The 12,204-nt window shown below is 62.2% G+C and carries 13 protein-coding genes; 10 read left to right on the top strand and 3 right to left on the bottom strand.

Annotated elements, in window-relative coordinates:
- Positions 1-77 precede the first annotated feature (77 nt).
- The 7 genes from rirA to ACCD05_RS12920 all read left to right on the top strand — a co-directional run bounded on the left by rirA (position 78) and on the right by ACCD05_RS12920 (position 6,751).
- Entirely contained in the window at positions 78-557 is a 480-nt protein-coding gene (gene rirA, locus ACCD05_RS12950) for an iron-responsive transcriptional regulator RirA (protein ID WP_047508293.1), read from the top strand.
- A 338-nt stretch (positions 558-895) separates the two neighbouring features.
- Complete coding sequence (locus ACCD05_RS12945) at positions 896-2,491, top strand: ABC transporter substrate-binding protein (RefSeq protein ID WP_413393162.1); 1,596 nt, start codon at positions 896-898, stop codon at positions 2,489-2,491.
- 89 nt (positions 2,492-2,580) lie between these two features.
- Positions 2,581-3,585, top strand: coding sequence for an ABC transporter permease subunit (locus ACCD05_RS12940; RefSeq protein WP_413393160.1), 1,005 nt, complete (start codon positions 2,581-2,583; stop codon positions 3,583-3,585).
- A 9-nt stretch (positions 3,586-3,594) separates the two neighbouring features.
- On the top strand, positions 3,595-4,482 hold the full coding sequence (locus tag ACCD05_RS12935) for an ABC transporter permease subunit (protein ID WP_018898502.1): 888 nt from the start codon (positions 3,595-3,597) through the stop codon (positions 4,480-4,482).
- 1 nt (position 4,483) lies between these two features.
- Complete coding sequence (locus ACCD05_RS12930) at positions 4,484-5,332, top strand: ABC transporter ATP-binding protein (RefSeq protein ID WP_209232736.1); 849 nt, start codon at positions 4,484-4,486, stop codon at positions 5,330-5,332.
- Positions 5,329-6,165 (top strand): dipeptide ABC transporter ATP-binding protein, encoded by an 837-nt coding sequence (locus tag ACCD05_RS12925; protein WP_018898504.1) that lies wholly within the window; start codon positions 5,329-5,331, stop codon positions 6,163-6,165. Before ACCD05_RS12930 ends, ACCD05_RS12925 begins: the two co-directional genes overlap by 4 nt.
- 52 nt (positions 6,166-6,217) lie before the next feature.
- Positions 6,218-6,751, top strand: a complete 534-nt coding sequence (locus ACCD05_RS12920) for a gluconokinase (protein WP_413393157.1) — start codon at positions 6,218-6,220, stop codon at positions 6,749-6,751.
- 9 nt (positions 6,752-6,760) lie between these two features.
- On the opposite strand, the gene ACCD05_RS12915 is transcribed toward ACCD05_RS12920, so the two are convergent.
- The 3 genes from ACCD05_RS12915 to ACCD05_RS12905 all read right to left on the bottom strand — a co-directional run bounded on the left by ACCD05_RS12915 (position 6,761) and on the right by ACCD05_RS12905 (position 9,637).
- A complete protein-coding gene (locus ACCD05_RS12915) occupies positions 6,761-8,008 on the bottom strand; it encodes an NAD(P)/FAD-dependent oxidoreductase (RefSeq protein WP_413393155.1) in 1,248 nt (415 codons plus the stop codon).
- Positions 8,009-8,084: 76 nt separating this feature from the next.
- Positions 8,085-8,585 (bottom strand): isoprenylcysteine carboxyl methyltransferase family protein, encoded by a 501-nt coding sequence (locus ACCD05_RS12910; RefSeq protein ID WP_413393153.1) that lies wholly within the window; start codon positions 8,583-8,585, stop codon positions 8,085-8,087.
- 2 nt (positions 8,586-8,587) lie between these two features.
- Positions 8,588-9,637 (bottom strand): type III polyketide synthase, encoded by a 1,050-nt coding sequence (locus tag ACCD05_RS12905; protein WP_413393152.1) that lies wholly within the window; start codon positions 9,635-9,637, stop codon positions 8,588-8,590.
- A 191-nt stretch (positions 9,638-9,828) separates the two neighbouring features.
- Between ACCD05_RS12905 and ACCD05_RS12900 the strand changes: the two genes are divergently transcribed.
- The 3 genes from ACCD05_RS12900 to ACCD05_RS12890 all read left to right on the top strand — a co-directional run bounded on the left by ACCD05_RS12900 (position 9,829) and on the right by ACCD05_RS12890 (position 11,908).
- The gene (locus ACCD05_RS12900) at positions 9,829-10,374 is read left to right on the top strand and encodes a tetratricopeptide repeat protein (protein WP_113196426.1); all 546 of its coding nucleotides are present in this window, start codon (positions 9,829-9,831) and stop codon (positions 10,372-10,374) included.
- Between the two features lie 143 nt (positions 10,375-10,517).
- On the top strand, positions 10,518-11,123 hold the full coding sequence (locus ACCD05_RS12895; RefSeq protein ID WP_413393149.1) for an RNA polymerase sigma factor: 606 nt from the start codon (positions 10,518-10,520) through the stop codon (positions 11,121-11,123).
- Complete coding sequence (locus ACCD05_RS12890) at positions 11,120-11,908, top strand: anti-sigma factor family protein (RefSeq protein ID WP_413393148.1); 789 nt, start codon at positions 11,120-11,122, stop codon at positions 11,906-11,908. Before ACCD05_RS12895 ends, ACCD05_RS12890 begins: the two co-directional genes overlap by 4 nt.
- Positions 11,909-12,204 lie beyond the last annotated feature (296 nt).

The following is a 12,204-nucleotide window of genomic DNA, read 5'->3' as shown; positions in this document are numbered from 1 at the left end:
TTTTCTATTTTGGAATTGTTCAAAACTATCAAAGGCATTATATACGGTGCCTAACGAGAACGAATCTGGAGATCGGCATGCGTTTGACCAAGCAGACCAACTATGCTGTTCGCATGTTGATGTACTGCGCTGCCAATGAAGGCAGTCTCAGCCGGATTCCCGAAATTGCCAAGGCATACGGCGTTTCCGAGCTCTTTCTGTTCAAGATCCTGCAGCCGCTGAACAAGGCTGGCCTCGTCGAGACCGTGCGCGGCCGCAACGGCGGTGTGCGTCTGGGCAAGCCGGCGGACAAGATCAGCCTTTTCGACGTCGTCCGCGTCACGGAAGACAGCTTCGCAATGGCCGAATGCTTCGAGGATGATGGCGAAGTCGATTGCCCGCTGGTCGATAGCTGCGGCCTGAACTCGGCACTGCGCAAGGCGCTCAACGCCTTCTTCGATGTGCTGACGCAATATTCGATCGACGATCTGGTCAAGGCCCGCCCGCAGATCAACTTCCTGCTCGGCCTTGAGGATCATCATCACCCGAAGCCACGGGCTGTCGCGCCGGCTGCCTGAGGTAGCGTCGCGTTATTCTTCGCAACCGCAGTCACGGATCGTGGCTGCGGTTGTTTCGTTTCTGGATTCCGATTGAAAGCGCTTGGTCCAGAGCTCGGTATTTGCACTACCATTGATATGCGCAACATTAAATGTGACCAAAACAAGGGTTATCCAGCGTGAATATTGCTAAATTCGGCCCATTTTCGGCGTAAAATTACTAAAGTTGTCCAGCTGGAAAAATTTTCCGGCCCGGTCGTTGATTTAAACAATCAAATGTCGTTCCATCGGCGCACGATCGGGAGGAGCGCTCTGCGATCAGACAAACGTATAAAAGAACAAACCTGGGAAACGAAATCATGAAAAAGATCTCTGTCCTTCTGGCAGCGACTGTTTTGGCTTCTGCCATGGCGTCGACCGCTTGGTCCAAGACGCTTGTATATTGCTCGGAAGGATCGCCGGAAGGCTTCGATCCCGCAATCTACACGGCTGGCACCACCTTCGACGCTTCGTCGCGTACCGTTTACAGCCGCCTGGTCGAGTTCAAGCATGGCAAGACCGAAGTAGAGCCGGGCCTAGCCGACAGCTGGACCGTTTCCGATGATGGCCTGACCTATACGTTCAAGCTGCATCCGGGCGTAAAGTTCCAGACCACCGAATTCTTCACGCCGACCCGCGACCTGAACGCTGACGACGTCGTCTTCTCGTTCGACCGCCAGCTGAAGGCCGACAGCCCCTGGGCCAAGTACGTCGCCGGCGTTTCCTACGAATACGCTGCCGGCATGGGCTTCCCGGATCTGATCAAGTCGGTCGAGAAGGTCGATGACCTGACCGTCAAGTTCACGCTGAACCATCCGGAAGCACCGTTCCTCGCCGACCTCGCGATGGACTTCGCATCGGTCGTTTCCAAGGAATATGCCGACAAGCTGCAGGCCGATGGCAAGATGGAGCAGATGAACCAGATGCCGCTCGGCACCGGTCCGTTCACCTTCGTCGCCTACCAGCCGGATGCCGTCATCCGCTACAAGGCCAACGAAACCTACTTCAAGGGCAAGGAAAAGATCGACGATCTCGTTTTCGCGATCACGCCTGACGCTTCGGTTCGCGCTCAGAAGCTCAAGGCCGGCGAATGCCACATCATGCCTTATCCGAACGCCGCAGACGTCAAGGACCTCAAGGCCGACTCCAGCCTCAAGGTTCTCGAACAGCCGGGCCTGAACGTTTCCTACCTCGCCTACAACACGCAGCAGGCGCCGTTCGACAAGCCTGAAGTGCGCAAGGCGCTCAACATGGCGATCAACAAGCAGGCGATCGTCGATGCCGTGTTCCAGGGCGCTGGCCAGGTTGCCAAGAACCCGATCCCGCCGACGATGTGGTCCTACAACGACGCCGTCAAGGACGATGCCTACAGCCCCGACGAAGCCAAGAAGATGCTCGAAGCCGCTGGCGTCAAGGATCTCTCGATGAAGATCTGGGCGATGCCGGTTTCGCGTCCGTACATGCTGAACGCACGTCGCGCCGCCGAGCTGATGCAGGCTGACCTCGCCAAGGTCGGCGTCAAGGTCGACATCGTCACCCACGAATGGGCCGAATACCTGAAGCTCTCCAAGGACGTGAAGCGCGACGGCGCCGCCATCCTCGGCTGGACGGGTGACAATGGCGATCCGGACAACTTCCTCGACACGCTGCTCGGCTGCGAAGCTGTCGGCGGCAACAACCGTGCGCAGTGGTGCAACAAGGAATTCGACGCCCTCGTGAAGAAGGCCAAGAAGACCTCCGACGTTGCTGAGCGTACGAAGCTTTACGAAGAAGCACAGGTTGTCTTCAAGAAGGAAGCTCCCTGGGCAACCATCGACCATTCGACGGAATTCGTTCCGATGAGCGCCAAGGTTTCCGGCTACGTGCAGGATCCGGTCGGTGTTCACCGCTTCGACGGCGTTGATATCGCCGAATAACCAAATCTATGCAAAGATGCCCGACAAGATCGGGCTTGGCCGGCGGTCAGGTTTGATACCTGACCGCCGGACTAATATGGACATATGATATGTTTCGTTTTTTCATCGGGCGCCTAGCGGTCCTGATCCCCACCTTCCTCGGTGTTTCCATCATCGCCTTCGCGTTCATCCGCCTGCTGCCCGGAGATCCGGTCATGCTGATGTCGGGCGAGCGTGTCATGGCGCCGGAACGCCATGCCGAAATCATGCACGACCTCGGCCTCGACCGGCCCGTTTACGTCCAGTACATCGATTACCTCGGTAATCTCGTGCAGGGCGATCTCGGTTCGTCGATCGTCACCAAGCGCCCGGTCCTGCAGGAGTTCATGTCGCTGTTTCCGGCCACGCTGGAGCTGTCGCTCTGTGCCATCCTGTTCGCCATCATCCTCGGCATTCCCGCCGGCATCTTCGCCGCTGTGAAGCGCGGGACGTGGTTCGACCAGGGGGTCATGGGCGTCGCCCTTGTCGGCTATTCCATGCCGATCTTCTGGTGGGGCCTGCTCCTCATCGTCCTCTTCTCGAATACGCTGCACTGGACGCCAGTTTCAGGTCGTATCTCGCTGATGTACTTCTTCAAGCCGGTCACCGGCTTCATGCTGATCGACAGCCTGCTGTCCGGTCAGGCCGGCGCCTTCAAGTCGGCCTTCCAGTCGCTGATCCTGCCGACCATCGTTCTCGGCACCATTCCGCTGGCCGTCATCGCCCGCCAGACCCGCTCGGCCATGCTCGAGGTTCTCGGCGAGGATTACGTCCGCACCGCCCGCTCCAAGGGTCTCGCGCCCCTGCGCGTCGTCGGCGTGCATGCGCTGCGCAATGCCATGATCCCTGTCGTCACCTCGATCGGCCTGCAGGTCGGTGTTCTCCTTGGCGGCGCGATCCTCACGGAAACCATCTTCTCCTGGCCGGGTATCGGCAAGTGGATGGTCGATGCGGTGTTCAAGCGTGATTACACCGTGGTTCAGGGCGGTCTGCTCCTGATCGCGGCCATCATCATGCTCGTCAATCTGATCGTCGATCTCATGTACGGTCTCATCAACCCACGCATCACACACTAGGAGCGGCCCATGAGCACGACAAACACCACGTCTGCCCAGCCCTCCGGTCTCTCGGAGTTCTGGTACTACTTCTCCCGCAACAAGGGCGCTGTCATCGGCCTCGTCGTCTTCGTCTTCGTTCTGCTGCTGGCGATCTTCGCATCTGTCGTCGCCCCGCATGATCCGAACGTGCCATCGGGCTTCCAGCGCCTGCCGCCGGCCTGGTCGGAAGGCGGCAACAGCGCCTATCTGCTCGGCACCGATGCCGTCGGACGCGACATGCTTTCGCGCCTGATCTTCGGCACGCGCTTCTCGCTGTTCATCGGCCTCGTCGTTGCCTCGCTGTCGGCTGTCGCCGGCGTCCTGCTCGGCCTGATCGCCGGTTATTTCCGCGGCCGCACCGATACGATCATCATGCGCGTCATGGATATCATCCTGGCCTTCCCGTCGCTGCTTCTGGCCCTCGTGCTGGTCGCGGTTCTCGGTCCCGGCCTGTTGAACGCCATGATCGCGATCTCGATCGTCAACCAGCCGCACTTCGTCCGCCTGACCCGCGCCGCCGTCATCAGCGAGCGCGAGAAGGAATATGTCGTGGCATCCCGCGTCGCCGGCGCCGGCACGCTTCGCCTGATGTTCAAGACGATCCTGCCGAATTGTCTGGCACCGCTCATCGTTCAGGCAACGCTCGCCTTCTCGGCGGCCATCCTCGACGCGGCGGCCCTCGGCTTCCTCGGCATGGGCGCCCAGCCGCCGACATCCGAGTGGGGCACGATGCTCGCCGACGCCCGTGAGTTCTTCCAGAGTTCGCCGTCGCTCGTCACTTTCCCGGGCCTGTGCATCCTCATCACCGTTCTCGCCATCAACCTGATGGGCGACGGTCTGCGCGATGCGCTCGATCCCAAACTGAAGAGGTCCTGATATGGCACTTCTCGAAATCGAAAATCTCGTCGTCGAGTTCCAGACCTCGACCGGCACCTTCCGCGCCGTCGATGGCGTGTCGATGAAGGTTTCGGCCGGCGAAGTTCTGGCCATCGTTGGCGAATCCGGCTCCGGCAAGTCCGTCTCCATGCTTGCTGCCATGGGCCTTCTGCCCTGGACCGCCAAGGTCACGGCCGACAAGCTGGTCTTCGACGGCCGCAACCTGCTCGGCATGTCCGGAAGCGAGCGCCGCAAGATCATCGGCAAGGACATGTCGATGATCTTCCAGGAGCCGATCGCCAGCCTCAACCCGTGCTTCACGGTCGGCTTCCAGATCGAGGAAGTGCTGCGCATCCACCTCGGCCTCGGCAAGGCGGAACGCCGCAAGCGCGCCATCGAGCTCTTCGAAGCGGTCGGCATTCCGAACCCCGCCGAGCGCCTCGGCCACTTCCCGCACCAGATGTCGGGTGGCCAGTGCCAGCGCGTGATGATCGCGATCGCGATCGCCTGCAACCCGAAGCTCCTGATCGCCGACGAGCCGACCACAGCACTCGACGTCACGATCCAGAAGCAGATCCTCGATCTCCTGATGCGCCTGCAGACGGAACACGGCATGGGTCTCATCATGATCACCCACAATATGGGCGTGGTCGCCGAGACCGCCGATCGCGTGATCGTGCAGTACAAGGGCCGCAAGATGGAAGAGGCCGACGTGCTGTCGCTGTTCGAATCCCCGAAGAGCGACTACACCCGCGCGCTGCTCGCGGCTCTGCCCGACAATGCCACCGGCGACCGCCTGCCGACCATCGGCGAGATCTTCAAACAGACGAGTGAGGGAGCGGCCCAATGACGCCAGTCCTCGAAGGCAAGAACATCGTCCGCAACTACTTTCTGCCGGGCGGCCTGTTCAAGAAGGAAAAGACCGTGCACGCCGTCAAGGGCGTGAACTTCAAGGTGGAACAGGGCAAGACGCTCGCCATCGTCGGTGAAAGCGGCTGCGGCAAGTCCACGCTCGCCCGCATCATCACCATGATCGATCCGGCAAGCGACGGCGAACTGTTCATCGACGGCAAGAAGGTGGATATCGCAGCCGGCGACCTGACGCCCGAGATGCGCCGCAAGGTGCAGATCGTGTTCCAGAACCCCTATGGTTCGCTGAACCCGCGCAAGAAGATCGGCGATATCCTGATGGAGCCGCTGATCATCAACACCAACACGCCCGCTGCCGAACGCCGCGAACTGGCGATGTCGATGTTGAAGAAGGTCGGCCTGCAGGACGTCCACTTCAACCGCTATCCGCACATGTTCTCCGGCGGCCAGCGCCAGCGTATCGCGATTGCCCGCGCGCTGATGCTGAAGCCACGGCTTCTGGTGCTGGACGAGCCGGTTTCGGCACTCGACCTGTCGGTGCAGGCACAGGTGTTGAACCTGCTCGCCGACCTGCAGGACGAGCTGAACCTGACCTACGTCTTCATCAGCCACGACCTCTCGGTCGTCCGCTACATGGCCGATGACGTCATGGTCATGTATTACGGCGAAGCTGTCGAATACGGATCGCGGGATCAGGTTTTCAACGACCCGCAGCACAGCTATACCAAGACATTGTTCGCGGCGACGCCGCGCGCCGATGTCGACACCATCAGGGCACGTCTCGCCCGCAAGAATGCGGCCATCGCGTCGTAATCTTGGGTCTCCTGACACGGCGGATCATGCCGAGGTGAGGAGAATTTCTGGAATGTCAGCACAAAACACGCACCCCCATGCCATCATCGTCATGGGGGTCAGCGGCTGCGGCAAGTCGTCCGTGGGCGAGGTCGTAGCGAAAGCCCTTGCCGTCGAATTCGCCGAAGGCGATGCGCTGCATCCGGCCTCGAATGTCGAGAAGATGTCGAAGGGCACCCCGCTCACCGACGAGGATCGCTTCCCTTGGCTGGATATCATCGGCCAGACCATGAAGGCAGCACTCGACCGAAACGAGGGTATCGTCGTTTCCTGCTCGGCGCTGAAGAAGAGCTACCGCGACCGCCTGCGCGCCGCCGTCGACGGCAATTTGCTCTTTGTCTACCTGCACGGCTCCAGGGAGCTTCTGATCGCACGCATGGGCGCCCGCAAGGGCCACTTCATGCCGCTTTCCCTGCTGGAAAACCAGCTCGCGACGCTGGAAGTCCCGACCGGCGAAGCCGGCGTCGTTACCGTCGATATTGACGGGACAATAGACGAGATCGCGAAGACGGCACTCCGCGATCTCAAGGCTTTGGGTATATCCTAGCCGGATCGCTTAGGGATTGAACCGCTGCGGCGAATAGGCGGAGATGTCGACGAAGGGCTTTTCGCCCGTCATCTGCTCCGCCAGCGCCCTTCCGGTCACCGGCCCGAGCGTCAGCCCGTGATGCGCGTGGCCGAAGGCGAACCACAGGCCTTCGTGGCGCGGCGCCTTGCCGATGATGGGCATCATGTCGGGCGTGCAGGGGCGGGCGCCCATCCAGGGTTCGGGATCGAGCCGCTCGCCGAGCGGAAACACGCCGCGCGCCACCTTTTCGGCGCGGTCGAGCTGCACCGGTGTTTTCGGCGCGTCGATCGCCGCGAACTCCGCGCCCGTCGTCAGCCGGATGCCGTTCTCCATCGGCGCCATCAGATAGCCGAGCTCCGTATCGGCCACGGTGTTGTTGAGGACCGCGTTGCCTTTCGCCGAATAGTGCATGTGATAGCCGCGCTTGACCCCGAGCGGGAAGGCGTAGCCGAGGCGCTTCGTCGCCACCGCCGCCCACGGCCCGAGCGCCATCACCGCCTCGTCGGATTCGACGGGACCCTCGTCGGTCGCGATCTTCCAGCCGGCGCCGAACTTGCCGAAGGAGTTCGCATCCCCGGTGATGAAGCGGCCGCCGATGCTTTCGAAATAGCGCAGATAGCTTGCCGTCAGCGCCTGCGGATTGATGACCGACCACGGATCGCGCCACTTCAGCGCGCCGACGAAGCCGAGATTGAGATCCGGCTCCAGCCGCGCCAGATCGCCAGTATCCAGCTTGTCGAAGCCGACGCCGAATTCGCGCTGTAGCCGCTCGGCCTCGGCGAATTCCGCGTCGCGTTTTTCACCGGTACGGAACACCTCGATCCAGCCGTTCTTGCGGATCAGATGCTCGGCGCCCGCCGCCTCGATCAGGTCGTTGTGCTCGGAGATCGAATGCGCGATCAGCGGCGCATAGGCCTTCGAGATCATCTGGTGGCGCTTCGTGTTGGAGTGCCACCAGTAGCGCGCCAGAAACGACAGCTGGCCGGGCAGCGCCTTCAGGTGATAATGCGCGTCGATACGGTTGTTGAAGGCGTAGCGGACGAGAAGGCCGAGCTGCTGCGGAAAGCCATAAGGCACCACGCCCTCGCGCTGGATCAATCCGGCATTGCCGAAGGATGTGCCGTTGCCCGGCGGCTTGCGATCGATCAAAGTCACCTGGCGTCCGCGCCGCTGCAGATGAATGGCCGTCGATACGCCGACGATGCCGGCTCCAAGCACGATTACGTTCTTCGTCATTTTCCCACGAAACCCACGATAGTCTAGGCATGGAAAATGCCCCTCCGCCAAGCCGCGTGCAAATGAAAAATCGCATTCATTTCAAAAACATTGCCGTCTTCAGCGCGCGGTTCTCGACCGAAATGCGAAGCCACAGCATCAGCCCGTTCAAGATGGAGAAGATGGCGGCATAAAGCGGCATGTTGAACGCCAGCGGCAGCACCGCGATCTCGCCGATCACAACCGCATAATTCGGATGCGACAACAGCTTGTACGGCCCTTCGCGCACCAACGGCGCCCCCGGCAGCACGATGATCCGCGTCGTCCATCGCCCTTTGAGCGTGGCCAGAACCCAGAGCCGGCCAAGCTGCAGCACGACGAAGAGCATAAGCCATATCGGCTGCACCGGATGGCCGGGCGCCAACAGCCAGAGCCCGGCAAGCCAGCTCGCATGCAGCGCCACCATGACAGGATAGTGGTCGGCGCCGATCTCGCGAGCGCCGCGCGCCATCAGCGCGCTTGTGTTGCGGCGGGCGATGACAAGCTCCGCCAGCCGTTGCAGCGTCACGAAGCCGAGGACGAGTATCGAGGGCCACATCGTCAGGCCCTTGTCAACGTTACGCAGCTGGCCGAAAAGCCCGGACCCATAGCGATCATCGCCGCCCGCTCCGGCAATCCCTCACGCAGCACCCGCTCAAGCACGAAAAGCACCGTCGGCGACGACATGTTGCCGTATTCCGCAAGCACCGCCCGCTCATGGTCGAGCGCCGAGGGCGGGATAGACAGGGCCGTTTCCAGCGCCGCCAGCACGCGCGCCCCGCCGGGATGGCAGATGAAGCGGTCGATATCCTCGCGGCTCAGCCCGTTGCGACCAAGAATGCCGTCGATCGCCGGCCCCAGCTCCTTCTCCGCGAAGGGCGGCAAGGATTGCGCCAGCACGATCCCGAAGCCGGTATCGTCGATCTTCCAGCCCATGATCCCGAGCGTATCGGGAAACAGATGCTCTCCGATGGATTCGACAGCGGCAAGCCCCTCCGGCCCCGCCCGCAAGATGCAGGCCGCCGCGCCATCGCCGAACAGCGCGGTTGCGATGATATTCGCCCGCGCCAGCTCATCGAGCCGGAAGGCCAGCGTGCAAAGTTCGATCGAGACGAAGAGCACGGTCGCGCCGGGCCGCGCCTTGGCGAGCCGCGCCGCGATCGCAAAGCCGGAAACGCCTGCCGCGCAACCGAGGCCGAAGACAGGCAGGCGCTCGACATCCGTCCGGAACCCGATCTCGGATGCCAGCTGCGCATCGAGGCTCGGGGTCGCGATGCCGGTCGAGGAGACCGTGACGATGCAGTCGACATCGGCTCCCCTGAGCCCAGCCTGATCGAGCGCCGCCGTGACGGTGCGTCGAAACAGGCTGCGCGCCTCCTCCTGATAGGCCTGCATCCGGTCTTCCCATCCATGCGGCTCGGTGAACCATGAGAGTGGCCGCGCGGCATGCCGCGTGCGGATGCCGGCATTGGTGAAGACCGGCACAAGATGCGCGAAGTCCTTCAGCCGGCCGGAAAACAGCCGTGCCGACGTCTCCGCGGCTTCCTCCTGCGTGATGACATGCAGTGGCGCCGCGGTGGCGAGGCTGAGTAGTTTGACGGTCTCGTTCACGAAAATGCTCCTGTTCGTCCCCCGGCGCACGCGGAGCAAACACGCCAGACCGGGCTTTATTCGCCGCTGGCTCTCACGAAACGGTGATCGGAAAAATCGCTGCACCGCCGAATAAACCCGCCGGCTGCCGTGTTCATTCGCCGCAACCCCGTCTTCCAGACCAACTCGACTTGTCCCGAAGGAGATACATCATGACCTCAGCAACCTCCCGGATTGCATCCGTCCTCATCAGCGGCGCGATCGCCGCTTTCGCGTTCACCGCGCCTGCTTTCGCCGCCGGCGGCGATGATAGCGGCGGCGCCACCACGCCGACCTGCAAGAAGGGTGAGGTCTATGACAAGAAGACGCAGAAATGCGTCAAGCAGTCGGGCGCCAACATCACCGACGACAACCGTACCGAATACGCCTATTCGCTGGCCAAGGCCGGCCGTTACGATGAAGCGCTGGCCATGCTCGACACGCTGAAGGACCAGAACACCGCCGAGGCGCTGAACTATCGCGGCTACGCAACGCGTAAGCTCGGACGCACGGATGAAGGCATCTCCTACTATCTGAAGTCGGTCCAGCTCGATCCGCAATACGCCAAGGTCCGCGAATATCTCGGTGAAGCCTATGTCATCAAGGGTCGCATCGATCTCGCCAAGGAGCAGCTCGGCACCATCAAGACGCTGTGCGGCACGTCTTGCGAGGAATATCGCGATCTCAATGAAGCGATCACCGATCCGTCGAAGATCTAAAGCATGTCGCGCAAAAGTGTGCAGCGGTTTTGCGGCACCGACATGCGACAAAACAAAGACTTAAAGCGTGGCGAGCGAATCCGAAGGATCGCGACACGCTTTAACGCGCGGGAACGCCCGATAATGTGACGAGGAACATGCCGATGGTCGTCGCCTACACGACATTTCCTGCCTATAGTCACGCCAACAAGACCGCGCCGGCTCGCCCGGCGCTGTCTTCGGCAAACCCCGTGGCGGAGGCGGCCATCGCAAGCGAATCCGATATCAGGAGCGGTCTGACGGAAAACCTGTCGCGGCTCTGGCGCTATGGTCTCGTGCTCTCGCATCGCCGCGACGTGGCCGACGATCTGGTGCAGCAGACCTGCGTGCGCGCTCTGGAGCGCGCCACGCAGTTTCAGGCGGGCACCCGGCTCGACCGCTGGCTGTTTGCCATTCTTCATTCGATCTGGCTCAATGAAATCCGCTCGCGGCGGGTCCGCGAAGGGCAGGGCTTCGTCGATGCCGAGCAGGCGCTCGTCGTCGATGGCGCGCGCGAAACGGAGACGCATGTCATGGCCGCTCAGGTGCTTCGTCTCGTTGGCGCGCTGCCCGATGCGCAGCGTGCTTCGGTCTTCCTGGCCTATGTCGAGGGCCTGTCCTACAAGGAGGTGGCCGCCGTGCTCGACATCCCGATCGGCACCGTCATGAGCCGGCTCGCCGCCGCCCGCGCGACCCTGGCCGGCAATCTGAAAGAGGAGGGCGGACGATGACCGACAAGACCACCATCCCCTCCGACGAGACGCTTACCGCCTATCTCGACGGTGAACTGCCACCCGCTGAAGCCGCGCGCCTCGAAGCACTCCTGGAAACGGATGCCGAGCTGGCCGCCCGCCTCGAATTCCTGTCCCGCGCCAGCCTGCCCTTCGCGCAGGCCTTCGATCCGCTGCTCGCCCAGGCGCCGAAGGCCGAGCTCGAAGCCATCCTCGCGCGCCTCTCCGCCACACCAGCTGCAACGCCGGCCCCCAGCCGCCGTCGCTTCCTCGGCGCACTCGCCGCCTGCCTCGCGGCCGGCGTCATCGCCGACCGCGCCTTCATCGGGCTCAGCCGGCAGCTCGCCGCCACCGACGAAAGCAGCGAATGGCGCGCCACGGTCGCCGATTACATCGCACTCTACACGCCCGAAACGCTGGCCGGCCCGGCGCCCTCGCTTGCGTCGCAGGCAGGTCAGCTGTCGGCCGTAGAAGCAAGGCTCGGCCTGCGCCTCTCTCCGGAAGCGATCGCGCTGCAGGGCGTCGATTTCAAGCGGGCGCTGCTGTTGCAATATGACGACCAGCCACTCGCCCAGCTCGCTTACCTCGACCCCGAGACAGGCCCCCTGGCGCTCTGCATCGTGCGCTCGGACGACGGCGCCCGGGGGCCTGACGTCGAAAGCCGCAAGGGCATGAATGTTGTTTACTGGTCGGATAAGACGCACGCCTTCATGCTGATCGGCCATGCGTCGCTGGAGCGGATGAAGGTGTTGGCGGGGGATGTGAGGACGCGGTTGGCTGTTTGAGTGGGGTACCTTTAATGAGTGGACGTTGGCGTTTTGCCGCGTGGCACCCCCCTCTGTCCTGCCGGACATCTCCCCCACAAGGGGGGAGATCGACTCGCGGAGAGGTTTTCTCCAAACGTTGAGATAAGAACGAGCGGGTAAGCCCAGCCAATCTCCCCACCTGTGGGGGAGATGCCCGGCAGGGCAGAGGGGGGTATCCCGCGGCAACACGCCAAATCTAAGCGACATCAAATAATTAACTGGCAGACTCAGCACCCGGAGCCCCCTCATCCGACCCTTCGGGCCACCTTCTCCCC

This window comes from Rhizobium sp. Rhizsp42, from assembly GCF_047304155.1.
Taxonomy (GTDB): domain Bacteria; phylum Pseudomonadota; class Alphaproteobacteria; order Rhizobiales; family Rhizobiaceae; genus Rhizobium.
The sequence above is the reverse complement of the archived record's forward strand: the minus strand, read 5'-3'. Positions and strand labels throughout refer to the sequence as shown.